This is a genomic window from Bacteroidota bacterium, assembly GCA_020402865.1.
Lineage (GTDB): Bacteria > Bacteroidota > Bacteroidia > Palsa-965 > Palsa-965.
Map to the genome: position 1 here is coordinate 346,950 of JADBYT010000002.1, position 20,795 is coordinate 367,744.

The 20,795-nt window shown below is 50.3% G+C and carries 23 protein-coding genes and 5 tRNA genes; 22 read left to right on the plus strand and 6 right to left on the minus strand.

Annotated elements, in window-relative coordinates:
• Positions 1 to 26 precede the first annotated feature (26 nt).
• Positions 27 to 692: a DNA alkylation repair protein gene (locus IM638_02525; GenBank protein MCA6361886.1), complete on the minus strand. Its 666-nt coding sequence runs from the start codon at positions 690 to 692 to the stop codon at positions 27 to 29.
• 11 nt (positions 693 to 703) lie between these two features.
• Positions 704 to 1,981 (minus strand): sodium:proton antiporter NhaD, encoded by a 1,278-nt coding sequence (gene nhaD, locus IM638_02530; GenBank protein ID MCA6361887.1) that lies wholly within the window; start codon positions 1,979 to 1,981, stop codon positions 704 to 706.
• Between the two features lie 93 nt (positions 1,982 to 2,074).
• On the opposite strand from nhaD, the gene IM638_02535 reads away from it, so the two are divergent.
• The 7 genes from IM638_02535 (at position 2,075) to IM638_02565 (ending at position 10,327) form a co-directional block, all read left to right on the plus strand.
• Complete coding sequence (locus IM638_02535; GenBank protein ID MCA6361888.1) at positions 2,075 to 3,559, plus strand: amino acid permease; 1,485 nt, start codon at positions 2,075 to 2,077, stop codon at positions 3,557 to 3,559.
• A 64-nt stretch (positions 3,560 to 3,623) separates the two neighbouring features.
• Positions 3,624 to 5,093, plus strand: coding sequence for an amino acid permease (locus tag IM638_02540; GenBank protein MCA6361889.1), 1,470 nt, complete (start codon positions 3,624 to 3,626; stop codon positions 5,091 to 5,093).
• Positions 5,094 to 5,168: 75 nt separating this feature from the next.
• On the plus strand, positions 5,169 to 6,095 hold the full coding sequence (locus IM638_02545; GenBank protein ID MCA6361890.1) for a ComEA family DNA-binding protein: 927 nt from the start codon (positions 5,169 to 5,171) through the stop codon (positions 6,093 to 6,095).
• A 3-nt stretch (positions 6,096 to 6,098) separates the two neighbouring features.
• On the plus strand, positions 6,099 to 6,620 hold the full coding sequence (locus tag IM638_02550) for an adenine phosphoribosyltransferase (GenBank protein MCA6361891.1): 522 nt from the start codon (positions 6,099 to 6,101) through the stop codon (positions 6,618 to 6,620).
• Positions 6,621 to 6,730: 110 nt separating this feature from the next.
• Positions 6,731 to 7,870: an acyl-CoA dehydrogenase family protein gene (locus IM638_02555; protein ID MCA6361892.1), complete on the plus strand. Its 1,140-nt coding sequence runs from the start codon at positions 6,731 to 6,733 to the stop codon at positions 7,868 to 7,870.
• Positions 7,871 to 7,888: 18 nt separating this feature from the next.
• The gene (locus IM638_02560; GenBank protein MCA6361893.1) at positions 7,889 to 9,484 is read left to right on the plus strand and encodes a S8 family peptidase; all 1,596 of its coding nucleotides are present in this window, start codon (positions 7,889 to 7,891) and stop codon (positions 9,482 to 9,484) included.
• Positions 9,485 to 9,562: 78 nt separating this feature from the next.
• Positions 9,563 to 10,327, plus strand: a complete 765-nt coding sequence (locus IM638_02565; GenBank protein ID MCA6361894.1) for a class I SAM-dependent methyltransferase — start codon at positions 9,563 to 9,565, stop codon at positions 10,325 to 10,327.
• 4 nt (positions 10,328 to 10,331) lie between these two features.
• On the opposite strand, the gene IM638_02570 is transcribed toward IM638_02565, so the two are convergent.
• From IM638_02570 to IM638_02585, 4 genes are read right to left on the minus strand one after another with little or no spacing between them, the layout of a single operon-like run.
• Entirely contained in the window at positions 10,332 to 11,039 is a 708-nt protein-coding gene (locus IM638_02570) for a nucleotidyltransferase family protein (protein ID MCA6361895.1), read from the minus strand.
• Complete coding sequence (locus IM638_02575; protein ID MCA6361896.1) at positions 11,036 to 11,623, minus strand: D-sedoheptulose 7-phosphate isomerase; 588 nt, start codon at positions 11,621 to 11,623, stop codon at positions 11,036 to 11,038. Before IM638_02575 ends, IM638_02570 begins: the two co-directional genes overlap by 4 nt.
• Entirely contained in the window at positions 11,611 to 12,639 is a 1,029-nt protein-coding gene (locus tag IM638_02580) for a dehydrogenase (GenBank protein ID MCA6361897.1), read from the minus strand. Before IM638_02580 ends, IM638_02575 begins: the two co-directional genes overlap by 13 nt.
• A complete protein-coding gene (locus IM638_02585) occupies positions 12,636 to 13,781 on the minus strand; it encodes a glycosyltransferase (GenBank protein MCA6361898.1) in 1,146 nt (381 codons plus the stop codon). The genes IM638_02580 and IM638_02585 overlap by 4 nt, the downstream gene beginning before the upstream one ends.
• A 158-nt stretch (positions 13,782 to 13,939) precedes the next feature.
• Between IM638_02585 and IM638_02590 the strand changes: the two genes are divergently transcribed.
• The 15 genes from IM638_02590 to rplL all read left to right on the plus strand — a co-directional run bounded on the left by IM638_02590 (position 13,940) and on the right by rplL (position 20,782).
• Positions 13,940 to 14,134 (plus strand): 30S ribosomal protein S21, encoded by a 195-nt coding sequence (locus IM638_02590; GenBank protein ID MCA6361899.1) that lies wholly within the window; start codon positions 13,940 to 13,942, stop codon positions 14,132 to 14,134.
• A 125-nt stretch (positions 14,135 to 14,259) separates the two neighbouring features.
• Complete coding sequence (locus IM638_02595) at positions 14,260 to 15,165, plus strand: tyrosine-type recombinase/integrase (GenBank protein ID MCA6361900.1); 906 nt, start codon at positions 14,260 to 14,262, stop codon at positions 15,163 to 15,165.
• Between the two features lie 28 nt (positions 15,166 to 15,193).
• A complete protein-coding gene (raiA, locus tag IM638_02600) occupies positions 15,194 to 15,493 on the plus strand; it encodes a ribosome-associated translation inhibitor RaiA (protein MCA6361901.1) in 300 nt (99 codons plus the stop codon).
• Between the two features lie 279 nt (positions 15,494 to 15,772).
• Positions 15,773 to 15,845 (plus strand) — tRNA-Thr (locus tag IM638_02605).
• Positions 15,846 to 15,881: 36 nt separating this feature from the next.
• Positions 15,882 to 15,963, plus strand: a tRNA-Tyr gene (locus IM638_02610).
• 50 nt (positions 15,964 to 16,013) lie between these two features.
• Positions 16,014 to 16,089: transfer RNA gene (locus IM638_02615), tRNA-Gly, on the plus strand.
• A gap of 24 nt (positions 16,090 to 16,113) precedes the next feature.
• Positions 16,114 to 16,185: transfer RNA gene (locus IM638_02620), tRNA-Thr, on the plus strand.
• 137 nt (positions 16,186 to 16,322) lie between these two features.
• Positions 16,323 to 17,510: an elongation factor Tu gene (gene tuf / locus IM638_02625; GenBank protein MCA6361902.1), complete on the plus strand. Its 1,188-nt coding sequence runs from the start codon at positions 16,323 to 16,325 to the stop codon at positions 17,508 to 17,510.
• A 100-nt stretch (positions 17,511 to 17,610) separates the two neighbouring features.
• A tRNA-Trp gene (locus IM638_02630) sits at positions 17,611 to 17,681 on the plus strand.
• Positions 17,682 to 17,694: 13 nt separating this feature from the next.
• Positions 17,695 to 17,886, plus strand: a complete 192-nt coding sequence (secE, locus tag IM638_02635) for a preprotein translocase subunit SecE (GenBank protein ID MCA6361903.1) — start codon at positions 17,695 to 17,697, stop codon at positions 17,884 to 17,886.
• A gap of 47 nt (positions 17,887 to 17,933) precedes the next feature.
• On the plus strand, positions 17,934 to 18,500 hold the full coding sequence (gene nusG / locus IM638_02640; protein MCA6361904.1) for a transcription termination/antitermination factor NusG: 567 nt from the start codon (positions 17,934 to 17,936) through the stop codon (positions 18,498 to 18,500).
• A gap of 65 nt (positions 18,501 to 18,565) precedes the next feature.
• Complete coding sequence (rplK, locus tag IM638_02645) at positions 18,566 to 19,009, plus strand: 50S ribosomal protein L11 (GenBank protein MCA6361905.1); 444 nt, start codon at positions 18,566 to 18,568, stop codon at positions 19,007 to 19,009.
• A gap of 62 nt (positions 19,010 to 19,071) precedes the next feature.
• Entirely contained in the window at positions 19,072 to 19,764 is a 693-nt protein-coding gene (locus IM638_02650) for a 50S ribosomal protein L1 (GenBank protein MCA6361906.1), read from the plus strand.
• Positions 19,765 to 19,798: 34 nt separating this feature from the next.
• Entirely contained in the window at positions 19,799 to 20,323 is a 525-nt protein-coding gene (locus IM638_02655; protein ID MCA6361907.1) for a 50S ribosomal protein L10, read from the plus strand.
• 84 nt (positions 20,324 to 20,407) lie between these two features.
• Positions 20,408 to 20,782 (plus strand): 50S ribosomal protein L7/L12, encoded by a 375-nt coding sequence (rplL, locus tag IM638_02660; GenBank protein MCA6361908.1) that lies wholly within the window; start codon positions 20,408 to 20,410, stop codon positions 20,780 to 20,782.
• The last annotated feature ends 13 nt before the right edge of the window (positions 20,783 to 20,795 follow it).

Here is a 20,795-nt window from a genome sequence, read left to right on the forward strand (position 1 = left end):
CCAGTATAAGGTTTGTTCAGTCCGCATTAAAAATGTTTGAGTGCTTCGCGCAAGCTGAGTGCCGGCAGAGGGGTGTTTTTTACAAATTTCTGGACGTTTCCAGGCTTAATTCGGGCGTATTGTCTTAGCGACCAGCCAATTGCCTTTTTAATAAAAAATTCATCAACCCCTGCCATTTCCCGGCAAAGTGAAAAAAGCAATTCTTCATCAGTTTGCTGCTTATAGGTCATCTGAAACAACAGTGCCGAGCGCATAAGCCAGATATTGCTGCTGTTACGCCATTTTTTTATTGTATGGTTGCGCAGATCGGGGTAGCGGATAAAGTGGGGGCCGCAAAGGTGCGGGCTGATATAATCCACACTATCCCACCAGGAGTTGTTGAGAATGAGTTCTTCATACAGGGTGAGCCGTTCGGGCGGCGCTTTTTTGGCCAGTTTTCCGCAAAGCTCCATGGCAAAGTAATGCAGTTCGCGTTCGGGCAACTGCCATATTGCACGCACGGTATCTTCGGGGCGTTCGGGCAGGCCATGCTGTTTAATGAACGTGTTGCCCAGTACCCGTCGTGGTGTGGCTTTAATGCCAAAAAATACAAAGTTGTTTTTCATGTAGGCAGCCATGGCCACTGCCTCGGCCGGGTTGCCTTGTGCGGCAAAAAAGCGGCGCAGCGCCTGTGCGTATGCTGCAGGTGTCATATCGGTCAAATTTATGCGTGTATCAGCGCAGCCATGCTCATATACACCAGCGCCCCGGCAAAATAGCCCATAAGCGCCGGAAACGAAATGCGGCGCACGTACCAGAAAAACTCAATGCGTTCGATACCCATAATAGCCACCCCGGCTGCCGAACCAATCACCAGAATGCTTCCGCCCGTGCCGGCGCAGTAGGCGAGGAATTCCCAAAAATAATGATCAGTCGGAAAGCTGTTCAGGCTGTACATGCCCTGAGCCGCAGCCACCAGTGGCACATTGTCCACCACGGCCGAACTCAGGCCAATGGCCAGCGTAATTAAATCTATATTTCCAATGGCCTGATCCATGCCCTGTGCCAGTGCCGTAAGCAGCCCCGCACTTTGCAACGCACCAATAGCCAGCAGTATGCCCAGAAAGAACAGCACACTCGGCGTATCCACCCGCTGTAACGCGCGCGCCACTGAAAGCGAAGCCTTTTCCTCATCATTTTTCCGCTTATGAATAATTTCCGTCACTACCCATAACATGCCTACACCCAACAAAATACCCATAAACGGCGGCAGATGAGTGACCGATTTAAACACCGGCACAAACAGCAAAACGCCTACGCCCGTGGCAAACACCGTAAGCTGCTCGCCACGTGTAGAGGGCGCGCACCGCACCTGCTCCTGCGGCAATTCGGGCCGGGCAATGCTGCCTTTTACCTTGCGCAGCATGAGCAGCATGGGCACCAGCAGGCATACCAGCGAGGGCACAATCAGCTTAAGAATAATATTCACGCTGGTAATCTGCCCGCCCACCCAAAGCATGGTGGTGGTTACATCGCCAATTGGCGACCACACCCCGCCCGCATTGGCCGCAATAATTACCAGCCCGGCAAAATAGCGCCGGTCCTCGGCATCGGCCACCAGCTTACGCAGCAGCGAAATCATTACAATAGCCGTAGTCAGGTTGTCGAGCACTGCAGAAAGGAAAAAGGCCGTAATCCCCACAACCATAAACAGCTTTTTTTTGCTGGTGGTGGTAATTCGGCTGGTAATTACTTCAAACCCGTCGTGCGCATCAATCAGCTCCACAATGGTCATGGCGCCAAGCAGGAAAAATAAAATTCCCGAGAGTTCGCCCATCTGATGCAGCAGTTCTTCATTAATCAGGTGCGCCTCACCCATAAGCACCAGCACAGTCCAGCAAACCACCCCCGTAATCAGCGCCGAGGCCGATTTGTTGAGCTTAAGCGGATGCTCAAGTACAATGGCGGCATAGCCCAGCATAAAAAGAATTGTTAGCAACATAGCCTGTAAAATTACATTGTTAGCCGAATTTCGGGCAGTTCTTCTATATTTGGCAATTCAACTGTTTTACAAAAAGCACTACATACTACTATTATGAGTCTATTTCGTAAGAAATCCCTTGATTCGCTGCTGGCTCAGGCCGCCGATTCGGAAAAGGGGCTGAAACGCACACTGGGTGCCGGAAGCCTTGTTGCACTGGGTATCGGAGCCATTATTGGAGCCGGCCTTTTTGTGCGTACTGCTGCTGCCGCCGGCGAAGCCTCCGGTTCAGCCGTTACCATTTCGTTTATCATTGCGGCCATTGGTTGTGCATTTGCCGGCCTCTGTTATGCCGAGTTTGCTTCCATGATTCCCATTGCAGGAAGCGCATACACCTATGCTTACGCCACCATGGGCGAGCTTGTGGCATGGATTATTGGCTGGGCGCTTGTACTTGAATATGCACTTGGCGCAGCTACAGTTTCTATCGCATGGAGTGAATACTTAAATAATTTGCTTGGAGGGGCAATACCATATGAATGGTGCCATAGTCCATTTGAAGTAGCTGCCGATGGTACCCGTGGCTTTATCAACCTGCCCGCTCTTGGCATTCTGCTTGCCCTCACCATGCTTCTTATCCGCGGCACACAGGCTTCGGCCTGGGTAAATGCAGTTATTGTATTCATTAAGGTTGCCATTGTACTTGTATTCATTGCCATTGGCTGGCAGTTTATCAATCCCGCTAACCATACTCCGTACATGATTCCCGAAGGCACACCCGATGTGCTTAACGGAGCGGGTAAAGTTGTAGTTAGTTACAAAGGTGTGTTTGAGCATGGCTGGGGCGGTGTGCTTGGCGGTGCGGCTATTGTGTTCTTTGCCTTTATTGGTTTTGATGCGGTTTCAACCGCTGCACAGGAAGCCAAAAACCCCAAGCGCGATATGCCCATTGGTATTCTCGGCTCACTGCTGGTGTGCACCATTCTTTATATCCTTTTCGGACACGTATTAACCGGTGTGGCACCGTGGAGCGATTTTGCAAATCCCGAACTTGGTAAAGAAGCATCAGTAGCCTATACCATCAAAACCTATATGAAAGGTTACGAGTGGCTCGAAACTTCGGTAACCATTGCTATTCTGGCTGGTTTCTCTTCTGTAATTCTCGTAATGCTTATGGGGCAGAGCCGAGTGTTTTTCTCAATGGCTAACGATGGCCTGTTGCCCAAAGTATTCTCTGCGCTTCACCCCAAACACAAAACGCCGTACAAATCAAACTGGATTCTGTTTGTATTTGTTGGCCTTTTTGCCGCATTTATTCCCGGCAGCGTAGCGGGCGATTTAACAAGTATAGGTACGCTGTTTGCGTTTGTGCTGGTGTGCGTAGGGGTTATTCTCATGCGCCGCAGCGAGCCCAATGCCGTGCGTCCGTTTAAAACACCGCTTGTGCCGCTTGTGCCAATTCTGGGCATTCTGGTGTGCAGTGCCATGATTTTCTCGCTCGATCATGTAACCCAGTTCAGCGCGCTTGGCTGGATGGCTATTGGATTGGTGATTTACTTCAGCTACGGCAGTGTAAACAGCAAACTCAAGTCGAAGTAAAACGTATATCTCCGCAAAAGCCGTTTCTGAATTCAGAAACGGCTTTTGTGTTAAACTCCCGTTGATGAGCGAAAACTCCAAACTCCACCGCGTACTTGGCCTTACCGATGCCACCCTGCTGGTTGCCGGTTCCATGATTGGTTCGGGCATTTTTCTGGTAAGTGCCGATATGGCCCGCGATCTGGGTGCTTCGGGCTGGCTGCTGCTGGCCTGGCTGGTAACCGGCGTTATTACAATGGCCGCCGCCCTCAGCTATGGCGAGCTGGCCGGCATGATGCCCGAAGCCGGCGGCCAGTATGTATATATTCGCCGCGCTTTCGGGCGGCTTACGGCGTTTTTATACGGGTGGACGGTTTTCTCGGTAATCCAGACCGGCGTAATTGCCGCCGTGGCCATGGCTTTTGCCAACTATGCTTCGGAGCTGGTGCCGGTGTTCAGTCAGAAAAATGTGCTGTTCAGTGCGGGCAGTTTCAGCATTACGGCACGGCATGTGGTGGCTGTGCTGCTTATTGTGTTTCTCACCTTCGTTAATTCGCGCGGGGTCGAAGGCGGTTCGCTGGTGCAGCGGGTGTTTACCTCGGCCAAATTGCTGGCGTTGTTTGCGCTTATTGTGCTGGGCATAGGTATCGGCATTGGCAGCGGCACGCTCGAAGCCAATTTCACCGATATGTGGAGCGCCGCACAAACCACGCAGGATGTAGATTCAAAAGTGTGGAACACCACGGTGCTTGGCGGCCTCTCGCTGCTGGCGGTGTTTGGTACTACCATGATCAATTCACTCTTTTCGAGTGATGCGTGGAACAACGTCACCTTCATTGCCGGCGAAATAAAAGAGCCGCAGCGCAATATTCCGCGCAGCCTCATGCTGGGCACCGCCATTGTTACCGTGCTTTATATTCTGGCCAATGTGGCCTACCTCTGTCTGCTTCCGCTTAAAGGCAGCCCCGAAGGGGCCGATGCCGTGGCGCGGGGCATGCAGTTTGCCACCGAAGGCCGCGTAGGCACAGCTGCCGCCACCGTCATTTTTGGCAATGTGGCCACCACAATAATGGCTGTGCTTATTATGATTTCTACTTTCGGCTGCAACAACGGCATCATTCTGGCCGGGGCACGCCTGTTTTATGCCATGGGGCAAGACAAACTTTTCTTTGCCCGCGCCGCCACGCTCAACAGCAAAGGTGTACCGGCCTTTGCGCTGTGGATTCAGTGCATCTGGGCTTCGGGGCTTTGCTTCTCGGGCAGCTACAGCGATTTGCTCACTTACGCCACCTTTGCCTCGCTGCTTTTTTACATGGTAACCATTGCCGGCATTTTCGTATTGCGCCGCCGCGAACCCGATGCACCGCGCCCATACCGCGCCCTCGGGTATCCGTGGCTGCCTGCGTTTTACATCATTGCTGCAGCCGCCATTTGTATTGATCTGCTCATTTTTCAGCCGCGCAATACGGTGGGCGGACTTATTATTGTAGCCATTGGCGTGCCGTTGTATTTTATTGCCAGCCGGGGTGGAAAAAATACCGGGCACCATCAATAAAAATTACCATTCGTATCAACGAATTTCGATACGCAATTTGCAGGTGAAACAGCACAAACCGGCATCTTTACCCCGATGCCGCGCCAGCCTCATCCGCTTTTCCGTTTTACACGCAACGAACAGCGTGCCCTTGTGGTGCTGGGTGTGGCAGTTATTGTGCTGTGCGGCGTTCATTTCTGGATGGGTGCCACGCAAACACTGCCAGAGCGCAATTACGATACGTTCAACAAACTGCTGGCGGCTGTTCACACTGAGGCTGCAACCGATTCGCAGTCTGTGTTGCCCGAAATTCAGCTCGAACAGGTGCATGAACTGGCCAGCGAACATTCCATCTATTCGCGCCGTGAGAAGTTTTACTTCAATCCCAACCAGTTGCCCGAATACAAATGGATTGAGCTTGGTCTTAGTCCGGCTCAGGCCCGTTCGGTAAAAAAATTCGAGGCTTCGGGCGGGAAGTTCGTGTACCGGCAGGATGTGAAAAAACTGTTTGTCGTTTCGGCCGAATTATACACCGAACTCGAGCCGTTTATTGTATTGCCCGATGAGCCTGCCGGGGACAAGCAATTCCACCTTCCGGTGGCCGCGCATCAAACAAAGCCATTGCCGCCGGTAGTCGAGCTTAATGCTGCAGATACCTCGGCACTGATGAAGCTCGAAGGAATAGGCCCGGTGTTTGCCCGGCGCATTGTGGCCTACCGGCAACGGCTGGGAGGCTTTCACTCGCCCGATCAGTTGCTCGAAGTGTTTGGCTTTGATCAGGAACGGCTGGAACTGCTCGATGGCAAAGTGAAAACAGACAGTTCCTATATCCGCAAAGTAAACATAAACACGGCCTCTGCGGCCGAGCTGCGGCGGCATCCTTATTTCACGCCCGCGCTGGCGGTTGCACTGGTTAATTACCGCAATACACACGGCCCGTTTCGCACCCTGCCCGATGTGATGCGCTGCCAGTTGTTCGGCCCCGATTTATACCGTAAACTTGCGCCGTATCTTACTCTTTAACTCGTGGATCAGATCAGAAACGCCATACGCGACATTCCCGATTTCCCCAAGCCGGGCATCCTTTTCAAAGACATTACCCCGCTGCTCCATAAACCCGAACTGGGGCCCGTAATCGTAAACGGCTTCATCGAACGCCTTGGCAACCACCGCCCCGATGCCGTGCTGGGTATCGAAAGCCGTGGATTTTTGTTTGGCTATGCCTTGGCGCAGGCCCTTAAAGTGCCCTTTGTGCCGGTGCGTAAATCGGGCAAGCTGCCCGCCAAAACCATTGGCATTGAGTATGCCCTCGAATACGGCACCGCCCGCATCGAAATGCACGCCGACGCGCTGCAGCCGGGTATGAATGTGCTCGTACACGACGATTTGCTGGCTACCGGGGGCACCGCTGCTGCTGCCGCTGCGCTTGCCACACAGCTTGGAGCGCACATCAGCGGTTTTGCGTTTGTGGTTGAACTGGAGTTTTTAAATGGCCGCGCCCCGCTTTTGCCCTTCAGCAACTCCATTCACAGTCTGGTTACGTATTAAAATCAGCCTAAATTACAGGCAGACTGATTTTTGATGATAAACGGTAGCTGCACATCGCTTCCGCTGTTGTATTTTTGCGCTCCCGTTTAATTCAGCCATTTAAACCCGCTATGGAATATACGCAGAATGAAAATCAGGCAATGATTGCCGATGTCATCCGCAAGTTTGGTGAAGAACACATCCGCCCGCACTTTATGGAGTGGGACGAATCGCAGGAGTTCCCCATTCACATTATGAAACAACTGGGCGAACTCGGTTTGCTTGGTGTGCTTGTGCCTGAAGAATATGGCGGAGCCGGTTTCGGCTATTTTGAATATGTAACTGCCATTACCGAACTCGGCAAAATCTGCGGTTCCATCGGTCTTTCCATGGCGGCACACAATTCACTTTGTACAGGCCACATTCTGCAATTCGGTAACGAAGCGCAGAAGAAAAAATGGCTGCCCAAATTAGCCACAGGTGAGTGGATTGGCTCCTGGGGCCTTACCGAACCCAACACCGGCTCTGATGCCATGCGCATGAAATGCACCGCCGTGCAGGATGGCGACTACTGGGTAATTAACGGTACCAAGTGCTGGATCACACACGGCATTTCGTCGGATGTAATTGTAGTGCTCGTGCGCACCGGCGAACTGCTCGACTCCAAAGGCATTACAGCTTTTGTGGTAGAACGCGGCACACCCGGTTTCAGTGCAGGCAAAAAAGAAAACAAACTCGGTATGCGCGCCAGCGAAACAGCCGAAGTGATTTTCGATAATTGCCGTGTACACAAAGACAATATTCTGGGCGAAGTAGGGCAGGGCTTTGTGCAGGCCATGAAAGTGCTCGACGGTGGCCGTATTTCCATTGCCGCGCTTTCGCTGGGCATTGCCAAAGGTGCCTACGAAGCCTCGCTCAAATACGCACAGGAACGCCAGCAGTTTGGTCAGCCAATTGCCCACTTTCAGGCCATCGGCTTCAAACTGGCCGATATGGCTACCGAAATTGAAGCCGCCGAACTGCTCACCTTCCAGGCCGCCGACCTCAAAAACCGTGGCGAGAAGATGACCAAAGAAAGCGCCTTTGCAAAATATTACGCCTCCGAAGTATGCGTAAAAGTGTCGAACGAAGCCGTACAGGTTTTTGGCGGATATGGCTACACAAAGGATTTTCCGGTAGAAAAATATTACCGCGATTCTAAACTCTGTACCATTGGCGAAGGCACCTCCGAAATTCAGAAGCTGGTAATTGCCCGCGAAATTTTAAAATAACTGCTTATCTGATCCTCAATGAACAAACTCTTTTTAGGCATTGCCGTTTTTACAGCGTCGCTCCTCGGCGCACAAAACGCCAAAGCTCCCGAAAACTGGTTTAACCTTTCTTTTGCACAGGATGGTGTGCGTGGTGTAAAAACCGAACAAACCTATGCCGACCTTGTAAAAGGCCGCAAAGGCGATACGGTAATTGTGGCCGTACTCGATGGCGGTGTGGATTATAAACACGAAGACCTTGCCCCCGTAATGTGGGTAAACCGCAAGGAAATTGCCGGAAATGGCATTGATGACGATAAAAACGGCTACGTGGATGATATCCACGGCTGGAATTTTCTGGGCAATAAAGACGGCCGTAACGTACAGTACGATCAACTCGAGCGTACGCGCCAGCTTAAACCGCTCATGAAGCGGTTTAAAAACAAAACAGCCGCCGATATTTCAGCTACAGAACAGGCCGATTATCAGCGTTACATCAAGATGAAGGCCGATCATGACAAGGAACTTGCGGAGATGAGCAAATATCTTGAGCAACTTCGTCCGGTAAAAAAACTCATGGATGGCATGGTAGCCGACATTAAAGTGCAGCGTGGTGTAGATACAGTAATGTATGAAGACTTTGCCGCCTATAAGCCGTCAGAGAAATATGAAAAATTCCATAGCCGCATCAAACTCCTCATTATTAAAGATCAGGAGTCATGGGGAAATTTTCAAACTGAAATTGCCGAAGGATATGCACAGCTTTATGCCCGTGTAAATTATCACCTTGATCTGGATTATGATTCACGTTCAATTGTGGGTGATAATTACGAGGATCCTTCCGAACAGTTTTACGGAAACAACGATGTGAAAGGCCCCGATGCTTCGCACGGCACACACGTAGCCGGTATTATTGCCGGTGTGCGCGATAACAACATAGGCATTAAAGGTGTGGCGCAGTTTGTGAAAATTATGGGTGTGCGTTGCGTGCCCGATGGTGATGAGCGCGATAAGGATGTGGCCAACGCCATCCGCTATGCAGTTGATAACGGTGCGCAAATCATAAATATGAGCTTCGGTAAATCCTATGGCAGCAATAAGAGTGTGGTTGATGATGCGGTGCGATATGCACAGAGCAAAGGCGTGCTGCTCATTCATGCTGCCGGCAACGACAGCAAAGACAACGATGCTACCGATAATTTTCCCAACAACGATTTCCTTGGCGGCGGCAGTGCTGATAACTGGATTGAAGTAGGCGCCCTTTCGTGGAAAAGCGGAAAAGCCTCGGTTGCTCCTTTCAGCAACTATGGCAAAATGCAGGTTGATGTGTTTGCCCCCGGTGTGGATATCAACTCCTGCAAAGTAAACGGTGGCTATATTCCCCAAAGCGGAACCAGCATGGCCGCTCCCGTTTGTGCCGGTGTGGCCGCCGTACTCAAGTCGTATTTCCCCAAACTCACCGCAGCTCAGTTAAAACAAATTATCGAAAACTCAACCGATAAGTCGCTTGCCAAAAAGAAAGTGGTAAAGCCGGGCAGCAAGAAGAAGAAGATTAAATTCAGCAAACTCAGCCTTACCGGCGGAGTGGTTGACTTGTATGCCGCGTTTCAAATGGCCGAGCAGATGAGCAAGTAACCGCTTGATTTTTAATCGTAAATTTGCAGCCCGGACAATTTTGTCCGGGCTGTTTACCTTTAAGAAAGGCATTGCCCGATGTTTCATTTTCTGCTTCGCGTTATTCCGCGTCCCATTCTCATACAGTTCAGTCTGCTGTTTAGTAAAATAGCGCCTTATCTCTATAAAGGCACCCGCTATACCGATCCGATCAGCGGCAAATCATACCGCAAGTTTTTGCCCTACGGCTATTCGGGCCATGCCAAACGCAAAAATGTACTTTGCCCCGGCAGCCTTTCGCTCGAACGCCACCGCCTGCTCTGGCTCTGGCTTAAAAACCGTACCGACTTTTTTACCCGCAACACATCCATGCTGCACGTTGCACCCGAACAGTGTTTCTACAAACTGTTCCGCAAAATGGATAACCTGAAATACACCACCGCTGATCTCAACTCGCCCATTGCCGATGTACACATGGATTTGCACAATCCGCCCTTCGGCGATAATGAGTTTGATGTGATTTTCTGCAACCATGTACTTGAGCATGTGGACGATGCTAATGTGTGCATGCGCCAGCTCTACCGCATCATGAAACCGGGCGGCTGGGGCGTGTTTCAGGTGCCGCTTGATACCAACCGCGAAAAAACCTACGAAGACAAATCAATCACCGACCCGCGTGAACGCGAAAAGCATTTCTGGCAAAAAGACCATGTACGCCTTTTCGGACTCGATTACAAAGACCGCTTAGCCGCAGCCGGTTTCCGCGTGGTAGTTGATGATTACGTAAATCAACTCACGCCTGAAGAGGTCGATCGCTATCGCTTACCGGCCGGCGAAATGATTTACGTGTGCTACAAAGACTAAGCAACTAATCGCTTACGCCCAGTTCAAGCTGCGCGCGGGCATAGTCTTCGGGAATCCCGATATCAATAAAATAACCATCGCTAACGAAGCCATGCAAATGCGCTTCAGGTGCCTGTCTGGCAAAAAAATCGTATTCAATGCTGAATGCTGAATCGGCCGGTGTGGCGGCAAGATAGTACGCGCGGTTTAGTACATACACGCCGCCGTTTATCAAAGCAGGGCCGGTTATTTCTGCCGATTTTTCGCGGAAAGCCGTCACGCGGCGGCCCTCAAGCGAAATGGTTCCGTAACGCGAACCATCTTCAACCGGCCGCAAAGCCAGCGAGGCCATCGCTCCCGATTCATTGTGCGCTTTAAAGTATTCCTCAAGCGGCACGGCAAAAAAAGAATCGCCGTTAAGCACCAGCACATTTTCAGTGTGGCAATGCTCCAGTGCCAGACGTATTCCGCCGCCGGTGCCCAGTGGCGTTTTTTCTTCACAGTAGGCTATTTCCATGCCGCAATATTCGTGGCCAAAATGTGTGCGCACTTTCTCGGCCATGTAGCCGGTAGAAAGTACCACACGCTTAATTCCGGCGGCGGCAATATATTCCAGAAGATAATGCAGAAACGGGCTGCCGTTTACCGGGGCCATGGGCTTGGGCACATCGCTTACCACTGCTTTGAGCCGGGTACCAAAGCCGCCGGCAAGTATTACAGCTTCGGTAATCATGCTTTGGGGAAAAGCTGCTGTTCCACAATTTCGCATAGCGTGTGGCCAAGCAGCATGTGGCATTCCTGAATACGCGGCGTATCAGTAGAAGGAATATTAATGAGGTAATCGCTAAGCGGTTTCATTTTACCGCCGGTTTCGCCGGTGAAGCCTACGGTGGTTACGCCCATTTCGCGGGCCTTTTCAAAGGCTTTCACCACATTACCCGAATTGCCGCTGGTAGAAAGGCCGATCAGTATATCGCCCTTGCGGCACATGGCCTGCACAAGACGGCTGTACACCTGATCGTAGCTGTAATCATTAGCCACGGCTGTCATGTACGATGTATTTACATGCAGCGCATCCGAGTTAAGGGGGGCACGATCATAATAAAAACGACCCGAAAGTTCGGCGGCAAGATGCTGTGCATCGGCTGCGCTGCCGCCATTGCCGCACCACATCACTTTATTGCCGTTGCGGTAGGCTTCGGCAGCCAGTTCGGCTACGCGGGTTACTGTTTGCAAAATGGCTTCATTGGTAAGAAGCGATTGTTTGAGTTGCACCGAAGCCGTGATACGGCTTTGCAAAAGATTCAGCAGGTCCATGTGGTTAATCCGTGTTCTGTAAATGTAAACGATTTGGCTTGCCCGCCGAATTTTTCAAGCGTTTGCTGCACATTCAGCTTGCTGGTGCCCGGGCAGTAAAAAAACATAAAGCCTCCGCCTCCGGCACCCGAAATTTTTCCTCCGCTGGCGCCTGCATGCAACGCAGCTTCATAAATATCATCCAGCATGGAATTGGAAATGGATGCGGCCATTTTTTTCTTGTTCAGCCAGCCCATATTAAGCACATCGCCAATTTTGTCCACTTCTCCCCGCAGCAAACATTCTTTCATTTGTACCGCCTGCTCTTTCAGCCGGTGCATGGCCTCTACAGCTTCGGTATTATTCTTCTTCACATTCTCCACCTGATGGGTAATGATCTGTGCCGAGTCGCGGTTGGTGGCGGTGAAGTAGAGAAGAAGATTCATTTCCAGCTCCGCCAGCACATCCTGTTTTACAGTAAGCGGGTTTACAATTACTTTGTCGTTTGCAAGGAATTCCAGAAAGTTTACTCCGCCAAAGGTTGCCGCATATTGGTCTTGCTTGCCTCCGGCCATCTTCATCTCTATACGCTCAATTTCAAAGGCCATGTGCGCAATGTCGTATTGCCCGAGAGGAAGATTGAGCCATTCTTTAAACGCACCGATAATCGCTACCACCAGTGTTGACGAAGTGCCAAGTCCGGAGCCTTGCGGCGCTTCAATCCAGGTGGTGAGTTTAAACGAGAGCGGCTTGCCTCCATTGAATTGGCGTACAATGCGGTTGTACACGCCTACCTGTAATTCGTAACTGCGGTCGTCGAAAGGAAGTTCGGCAGTGGCTTCGTACCTGCGCGTACGTTCAGGCGAACCCGATACAAGTTCGATCTGGCCGTTGTCGAGCGGCTCAAGCACAGCAAAGGCGTAACTGCTTATTGTGGCATTCAGAATGGCTCCGCCATGCAAATCAGAATAAGGCGAAACGTCGGTGCCGCCACCGGCTAACCCGAGTCTGAGCGGAGCTTTACTTTTAATCATCATACGCGTGGCGCAATTTTTTTATAAAGATCAGCAACAACATCGCACATAACTTCCCAGCTGTACTTTTTCTTTTCGGCTATAGTAGCTGCTGTAAATGCCGCTTCACGTGAATTCTGGTAATAATCCACAATGCTGTCGGCTACAGCCTTTACCTCAGGAGCCACCACATAGCCCGACTGGCCGTGGGTAATAATTTCACCAAGTCCGCCCACATTGGTTACCAGCGAGGGCTTGTCGAACTGCAGCGCTATTTTGGTTACGCCGCTTTGTGTGGCTGTGTGGTAGGTTTGAGCAACCATGTCGCAGGCGCTGAAATACCAGCGCACATCATCGTCGGCAATAAAATGCGTGTGCATTACCAGCCTGTCGGCCAGCCCGTGCCTGTCAATGATGGCCTGATAAGGCGCCTGATCTTCGTAGTATTCGCCAGCCACAATAAGTTTTACACCCAATGCCTTCACGCGCTCATCGGCCATGGCTTCAAGCAACAGGTCAAGGCCCTTGTATTTGCGGATCAGCCCGAAAAACAGCAGGTAGCGCCCGTTTGCATCAAGTTTCAGTTTTTCACGGGCCGCAGGTTTAGGTTCGGGTTCGCCGAATGATGTGTAAAGCGGATGCTCAGTAAATACTTTATTCGGCGAGTCGGTAAACTGCCGCAAATCGTTCAGCACCGATTTCGACATGGTCAGGTAGCCGTGGCAGGCACGGAGAAAATAGCGGGCAAAAGCCGTATCTCCCGGCCGTTTTTCGTGTGGAATGGCATTGTCAACCAATGCAATTACACGCGTATGCCCGTTTTTGCGGGCAATACGTGCAATACTGCCAAGTGCCGGGCCCATAAACGGCAGCCAGAAACGGATAATCAGCAAATCAGGCTTTTCGCGTTTGATGCGGCGGCCCACACGGAGCCAGTTAAACGGGTTAACCGAATTAATCCATGTGTCAATGCGCACACCGGCAGGTGCAATACCCGTTTCATTGTATTGGGTGGTGCCGGGAAATAAAAACGAAGGATATTGCAGCGAAAATGAAACAATCCGCGAATCATGCCCGGCTTGTTGCAAAGCCCGGCAAAGTAGTTCGTTAAAGGTGGCCAGCCCCCCGCGCAGCGGAAATGCAGGACCAATGATGAATATTTTCAAAGGCTTTTGCTGATCTGAAGCCGTAAAGATAAGCCGCAGCAACAAGTTGCGGCAAAGATTTTTAAGGTTTTCACAGCCTAAATGTGAAAAATACTTGCTCAAATAAAAATCACTCCATACATTTGCACCCCTAATAAAACAAAACCAATCAGTTCAAAATGATTATCGTTGCTGTAAAAGAAGGCGAATCGCTCGAAAAAGCACTCAAAAAGTTCAAGAAGAAATTCGAGAAAACCGGCGTAGTTCGTGCCCTGCGCGATCGCCAGAAATTCACCAAGCCTTCTGTTCGCAAACGCGAAACCAAACTCAAAGCGATTTATCGCCAGCAAATGCACCAGAACCTCGAAGCGTAAGCTTCAGGCTGGCCGCATCGCTTTTTTGAGGCCTTACATATTGGAAATACACACTCTCCGGGCAACTTTTTTAAGTTGATCTCGTTCAAGAGTGTGTATTTCTTTTTCTCGTGAGCGAAGACAGCATCTCCCGTTTTATCGACTATCTCGCATTTGAAAAGCGATTCTCCCCGCATACGCAAACCGCTTATCGGGCTGATCTTATTCAATTACGTGATTATCTGGTTGTTACTTACGATAACATCCTTCCCGAAGAAGCCAATTACCAGCTCATCCGTTCATGGATTGTTGAGCTGATGAATCAGGGCATATCTGCCCGCTCCGTAAACCGGAAAATTACCACCCTGCGCACATTTTACCGCTTTCTCATGCGCGAAGGCCGGGTAAAAGTAAATCCCATGCTCAAAATTCAGGGCCCAAAAACAGCCCGCCGCCTGCCCGAGTATGTGGAAGAAAAACAAATGCAGCAACTGCTCGACGGACGCGCATTTAATCCCGGCGAAGGAGAAGATACCTACGATGCCGAACTGGCCCGGCTTATAGTGGAACTTTTGTACGGCACCGGCATCCGCCTGGCCGAACTCATCGGTTTGCGGCAGGATGATTTTAATTTCTCCCGCAATACCATTAAAGTACTCGGCAAACGAAACAAGGAACGCATTGTGCCTGTGCCCGTTGCCCTTGCCGAACTTGCGAAAGGCTTCGTTGCCCTCAAAACCACACGCCATATTCAACCCGACCCCGACGATGGTATAGTGTATCTGCTCCAGCAAAATACCGGAAAAAAACTTCCCCGGAAGTTTGTGTACACGCTTGTGAGACGTTACCTTAGCTTAGTCACTACTATTGATAAAAGAAGTCCACACGTGCTGCGTCACACTTTTGCCACCCACATGCTCAATAATGGCGCTGATCTCAACGCCATCAAAGAGCTTCTGGGCCACGCAAACCTCTCTGCCACCCAGGTGTACACGCACAACACGGTTGAAAAGTTGAAAAACATCTATCAGCAGGCACATCCCCGTGCCTGATTAACACACTAAAAAGGAGGAACTTGTTATGGACATTCAAATTCAATCCATACACTTCGACGCCGATCGAAAACTCATCAGCTTTATTGAAGAAAAAGTAGGAAAACTCACCCATTTCTACGACGGCATCATCCGCAGCGAAATCTTCCTGCGCCTCGATAAATCCGACAGCTCAACGAATAAAGTAGCCGAAATTAAACTCAACGTACCCGGTACTGATCTCTACGTAAAGCGCCAGTGCCGCACCTTCGAAGAAGCTATCGATACCGGAATCGAAGCAATAAGCCGTCAGGTGAAAAAACATAAGGAAAAATTGAGGGGAAAGTAAATTTCCCCGGCAGAGAGGTTGCCCGGCTCACAGTTTATCTGTAGCCGGGTTTTTTTATTGATAATCAAGGAGGTGCGAAAACCGGTTGGTTTAAGGGCTTCAAATGCAGCGAGAGATAAATGATGTAAAGTGCGGCGATACAGAAAAAAAACATGCGTGAATTTGTTGCGTGATAAAAGTTTTATACATTTGCAGTCCTTTTTGGGGGGCAAAGCATAAAAACTCCCTGCGTTCTTTGAGTAAAACAGTGCATAATTGTCCGTTACACGAAGCATTCCAGCCGGTGTAGCTCAGCTGGTAGAGCAGCTGATTTGTAATCAGCAGGTCGGGGGTTCGAGTCCCTTCGCCGGCTCATTTTTGTTTTTGTGCCGGACAAGGCAAAAATATTGGGGAGATACTCAAGCGGCCAACGAGGGCAGACTGTAAATCTGCTGACCTAGTCTTCACAGGTTCGAATCCTGTTCTCCCCACAGGCAAAACAACTGGGTTTTGCAGCCGGTTAAGCAGCAAACCAGTATAAGCGGAAGTAGCTCATTTGGTAGAGCATCAGCCTTCCAAGCTGAGGGTGGCCGGTTCGAGCCCGGTCTTCCGCTCCAAAAGTGCCGGAGCACTGTTTATTAGCCTATGTAGCTCAGTGGTAGAGCACTTCCTTGGTAAGGAAGAGGTCGGGGGTTCAATTCCCCCCATCGGCTCAGCTTTTAAAAGGCTGTTCGCATTGCGGGCAGCCTTCAAATGCAATCGGTCCGCTTCGTGGTCAACACCCTGCGGTTTTGATAAAATTTTTTGACAACAACACAAACAGTAAATCACCTAACACAAACCAATAGCAATGGCAAAAGAGAAATTTGACCGTTCCAAGCCGCACGTAAACGTAGGCACCATCGGTCACGTTGACCACGGCAAAACCACCCTCACCGCTGCAATCACTTCAGTGCTTGCTTCAAAAGGTCTGGCTGAGGTGCGTGACTTCTCGTCAATTGACAACGCTCCTGAGGAAAAAGAACGTGGTATCACCATCAACACCTCGCACGTAGAGTATCAGACAGCTAACCGTCACTACGCTCACGTTGACTGCCCGGGTCACGCTGACTATGTGAAGAACATGGTTACCGGTGCTGCCCAGATGGACGGTGCTATTCTCGTTGTTGCTGCTACAGACGGCCCCATGCCCCAGACCCGTGAGCACATCCTGCTCGCCCGTCAGGTTGGTGTTCCCCAGCTTGTGGTGTTCATGAACAAAGTAGATATGGTTGACGACCTCGAACTTCTCGACCTCGTTGAGATGGAGATCCGTGAACTCCTTTCTTTCTACAAGTTCGATGGCGACAACACCCCCATCATCCGTGGTTCTGCCCTCGGCGGCCTGAACAACGAGCCGAAATGGGTTGAGAAGATCATGGAACTCATGGACGCAGTTGATTCTTACATCCCGACACCTGCTCGCGATAAAGATAAGCCGTTCCTGATGCCCGTGGAAGACGTATTCACCATCACCGGTCGTGGTACTGTTGCCACAGGCCGTATCGAAACCGGCGTTGTAAACGTAGGTGACGAACTCGTGATCCTCGGCATGGGTACTGAGAGCTTCAAAACCACCTGTACCGGTGTGGAAATGTTCCGCAAGCTGCTCGATCGCGGCGAAGCTGGTGACAACGTAGGTATCCTCCTCCGTGGTATCGACAAGAAAGATATCCGTCGTGGTATGGTTATCGCGAAGCCCGGTTCTATCACCCCGCACACCGAGTTCAAAGCTGAGGTGTACGTACTGAAGAAAGAAGAAGGCGGCCGTCATACCCCCTTCCACAACAAATACCGTCCCCAGTTCTACTTCCGTACCACAGACGTTACCGGCGAAATCACCCTGCCGGAAGGTCGTGAGATGGTAATGCCTGGCGATAACGTAACCATCAGCGTTAACCTGATCGTTCCCATCGCTATGGACAAAGGTCTCCGTTTCGCTATCCGCGAAGGTGGCCGTACCGTAGGTGCTGGTCAGGTAATCGAAATCGTGAAGTAATCTTCACGGTCCAGAACCGATCAAAAACAGCGAAAGGTGCCCCGTTTTTTCGTGGCACCTTTCGCTGCCAAATAAAACCCGTCTGCTACGGCAGACAAACACGGGCATAGTTCAATGGTAGAATAGCGGTCTCCAAAACCGTTGATGGGAGTTCGAATCTCTCTGCCCGTGCAACAATAGCGCTATGAACAAACTCAGAGCATACTTCGACGAAGTGTACCAGGAAATGGTTCACAAAGTGAGCTGGCCTACTTGGAGCGAACTGCAGGAAAGCGCAATTATTGTAATGATTGCTTCGGTAATCTTTTCAATAGTTGTGGCTCTCATGGATTTAGCATTCCGTGGTGGCATGTCGTTCCTCTACAAATTCATCTGATCAGAATCTGATAAGCCTGATCATCTCAATTTTTTATCAGCCGAACGATGACTGAAGTAAGCAATACCAACGATACGCAAGCCAAGAAATGGTACGTACTGCGCGTGGTAAACGGGCAGGAAAAGAAAATCAAGCAGTATGTGGAGTCGGAAGTAACCCGCCTCGGCCTGCAGGATTTCGTGTCGCAGGTACTTATTCCGATGGAAAAGGTAATCCAGATCCGCAATGGCAAAAAAGTAGCCAAAGAGCGGAATATTTTCCCCGGGTATGTAATGCTTGAAGGTATCCTGGTGGGCGAAATCCCCCACGTACTTAAAAATATTACCGGTGTCATCGGTTTTCTGGGTTCAAAAACAGGCGACCCTGTCCCCCTGCGCGATCACGAAGTGAAGCGCATGCTGGGCAAGGTTGATGAACTCACCGGAGCCGAGGAAACCATGCTCAATACGTATGTAGTGGGCGAAACCGTGAAAGTGATCGATGGTCCTTTCAACACGTTCAGCGGTGTTATCGAAGAAATCAACGAAGAGAAGAAAAAACTCAAGGTGATGGTAAAAATCTTCGGTCGCAAAACCCCGCTCGAACTCAGTTACATGCAGGTGGAAAAAGAATAACCTGCTTTAGATCCGCTGTTACGCGCTTCCAACATAACAGAAAAACAACGCATTAAAACTGCAAAATGGCGAAAGAAGTAAGTGCTCTGATTAAGCTTCAGATTAAGGGTGGCGCAGCCAACCCTTCACCGCCCATTGGTCCCGCTCTCGGTGCCAAAGGTGTGAACATCATGGAGTTTTGCAAGCAGTTCAACGCCCGGACGCAGGATCGCCCCGGCAAAGTGCTGCCGGTTATCATTACGGTTTACTCAGACAAATCGTTTGAGTTCATTATCAAACAACCGCCGGTAGCCGTTCAGCTTAAAGATGCCGCAAAGATCCAGTCTGGTTCAGCAGAATCGAACCGTAAAAAAGTAGGTTCGGTTTCATGGGATCAGGTGCGTCAGATTGCTGAGTCTAAAATGCCCGACCTGAATTGTTTCACCATTGAGTCAGCAATGAGCATGGTGGCCGGTACAGCTCGAAGCATGGGTCTCACAGTCGCCGGCGAGAGCCCGCTGAAGAAGTAATTTTAACCTGACGGAGTTTCGGGAAAGGCCTGAAACGTTTGCACGTCAAAATTTCAATCCGAATGGCCCGTATAGCTAAAAAACGGAAGGCAGCCCTGGCCAAGTATGATATGACTAAAGCATATTATATGACAGAAGCTGTTAAAGTGGTGAAAGACATCACTACTACCAAATTCGACGCATCAGTTGATATCAGCGTTCGTCTTGGCGTAGATCCGCGCAAAGCCAATCAAATGGTGCGTGGCATGGTTACACTGCCGCACGGTACCGGTAAAACGGTTCGTGTGCTTGTACTTTGCACACCCGATAAAGAAGCAGAGGCACAAGCTGCCGGTGCTGATTTTGTTGGTGCTGACGACTACATTGCCAAGATCAAAGAAGGTTGGACTGATGTGGACGTAATCATCACCACACCCAGCATGATGGGTAAAGTGGGTGCTTTGGGTAAAATCCTCGGTCCCCGCGGACTGATGCCGAACCCGAAAACCGGAACGGTGACAATGGAAGTAGGAAAAGCGGTAAAAGACGCAAAAGGTGGTAAAATTGATTTCAAAGTTGACAAAGCAGGTATTGTACATGCTTCAGTTGGCAAAGTATCATTTACTGCCGAAATGCTTGCTGAAAACGCGAATGAGCTTCTCTCTACAATCCTGAAGTTGAAGCCGTCATCTGCAAAAGGTGCTTATGTGCGCAGCATATACCTTTCGAGCACGATGAGCCCCAGCGTTCAGGTAGAAACCAAAACGCTTGCTTAATGCTCGGTTTGATCCGGCTTAATACTCAACAAGTATGACAAAACAAGAAAAAACACAGATTATCGAAAACCTGGCAGCGAAACTTGCCGACAGCAAGCATTTCTACCTGGCCGATACTTCTGAGCTCCCGTCTGAAAAGACGAGTGCTTTGCGGAGAATGTGTTTTAACCAGAACATTGAACTCATCGTTGTAAAGAATACCCTCCTGCGCAAGGCGCTTGAGCGTACCAACGATGGTGAGTACAGCCCGATGTACGATGCCCTCAAAGGCCCCGTATCCATCATGTTCTCGGAGTCGAATTCAGCTCCTGCGAAACTCATTAAAGAGTTCCGTAAAGACGGCAAAAAGCCTCTGCTGAAAGCGGCTTACGTAGAACAGAGCGTGTACCTCGGCGACGAGTCGCTTGATGCACTGGCCTCTATCAAATCGCGCGATGAACTTATCGCCGACGTGGTGGCTATGCTTCAGTCTCCTGCCCAAAACGTTATCTCTGCACTGCAGAGTGCGGGCGGCACACTCTCGGGTCTGGTAAAAACCCTTTCGGAACGTCCGGAGTAATTCCCGGCCGACTACAATTGAGAATCCGTTCTCGCAAACAAACAACACAATTCAACAAAGTCTAATTATCCAAAAACAATAAAAATGGCAGACGTAAAAGCCCTTGCTGATCAGCTCGTAAACCTCACCGTGAAAGAAGTGAAAGAACTTGCTGACATTCTTGAAAACGAATACGGTATTAAGCCCGCTGCTGCTGCAGTTGTTGCAGCTCCGGCCGGTGGTGCAGGTGCTCCTGCTGCCGCTGAGAAAACCGCTTTCGACGTAGTTCTCAAGAACGGTGGTGCTAACAAACTTCAGGTAGTGAAAGTAGTGAAAGACGCTACCGGTCTCGGCCTGAAAGAAGCTAAAGATCTCGTTGACGGTGCTCCCAAAGCAGTAAAAGAGGGCATCAGCAAAGAGGACGCAGAAGCGCTCAAGAAAGCACTTGTTGACGCAGGTGCTGAAGTGGAGGTGAAGTAATTCATCCCGGGCT

What these genes read in the sequence shown, in the direction of transcription:
- IM638_02525 (MCA6361886.1), bottom strand. Translation starts at nt 692, where the DNA reads ATGACACCTGCAGCATACGCACAGGCGCTGCGCCGCTTTTTTGCCGCA.
- nhaD (MCA6361887.1), bottom strand. Translation starts at nt 1,981, where the DNA reads ATGTTGCTAACAATTCTTTTTATGCTGGGCTATGCCGCCATTGTACTT.
- IM638_02535 (MCA6361888.1), top strand. Translation starts at nt 2,075, where the DNA reads ATGAGTCTATTTCGTAAGAAATCCCTTGATTCGCTGCTGGCTCAGGCC.
- IM638_02540 (MCA6361889.1), top strand. Translation starts at nt 3,624, where the DNA reads ATGAGCGAAAACTCCAAACTCCACCGCGTACTTGGCCTTACCGATGCC.
- IM638_02545 (MCA6361890.1), top strand. Translation starts at nt 5,169, where the DNA reads ATGCCGCGCCAGCCTCATCCGCTTTTCCGTTTTACACGCAACGAACAG.
- IM638_02555 (MCA6361892.1), top strand. Translation starts at nt 6,731, where the DNA reads ATGGAATATACGCAGAATGAAAATCAGGCAATGATTGCCGATGTCATC.
- IM638_02560 (MCA6361893.1), top strand. Translation starts at nt 7,889, where the DNA reads ATGAACAAACTCTTTTTAGGCATTGCCGTTTTTACAGCGTCGCTCCTC.
- IM638_02565 (MCA6361894.1), top strand. Translation starts at nt 9,563, where the DNA reads ATGTTTCATTTTCTGCTTCGCGTTATTCCGCGTCCCATTCTCATACAG.
- IM638_02570 (MCA6361895.1), bottom strand. Translation starts at nt 11,039, where the DNA reads ATGATTACCGAAGCTGTAATACTTGCCGGCGGCTTTGGTACCCGGCTC.
- IM638_02575 (MCA6361896.1), bottom strand. Translation starts at nt 11,623, where the DNA reads ATGGACCTGCTGAATCTTTTGCAAAGCCGTATCACGGCTTCGGTGCAA.
- IM638_02580 (MCA6361897.1), bottom strand. Translation starts at nt 12,639, where the DNA reads ATGATGATTAAAAGTAAAGCTCCGCTCAGACTCGGGTTAGCCGGTGGC.
- IM638_02590 (MCA6361899.1), top strand. Translation starts at nt 13,940, where the DNA reads ATGATTATCGTTGCTGTAAAAGAAGGCGAATCGCTCGAAAAAGCACTC.
- raiA (MCA6361901.1), top strand. Translation starts at nt 15,194, where the DNA reads ATGGACATTCAAATTCAATCCATACACTTCGACGCCGATCGAAAACTC.
- tuf (MCA6361902.1), top strand. Translation starts at nt 16,323, where the DNA reads ATGGCAAAAGAGAAATTTGACCGTTCCAAGCCGCACGTAAACGTAGGC.
- secE (MCA6361903.1), top strand. Translation starts at nt 17,695, where the DNA reads ATGAACAAACTCAGAGCATACTTCGACGAAGTGTACCAGGAAATGGTT.
- nusG (MCA6361904.1), top strand. Translation starts at nt 17,934, where the DNA reads ATGACTGAAGTAAGCAATACCAACGATACGCAAGCCAAGAAATGGTAC.
- rplK (MCA6361905.1), top strand. Translation starts at nt 18,566, where the DNA reads ATGGCGAAAGAAGTAAGTGCTCTGATTAAGCTTCAGATTAAGGGTGGC.
- IM638_02650 (MCA6361906.1), top strand. Translation starts at nt 19,072, where the DNA reads ATGGCCCGTATAGCTAAAAAACGGAAGGCAGCCCTGGCCAAGTATGAT.
- IM638_02655 (MCA6361907.1), top strand. Translation starts at nt 19,799, where the DNA reads ATGACAAAACAAGAAAAAACACAGATTATCGAAAACCTGGCAGCGAAA.
- rplL (MCA6361908.1), top strand. Translation starts at nt 20,408, where the DNA reads ATGGCAGACGTAAAAGCCCTTGCTGATCAGCTCGTAAACCTCACCGTG.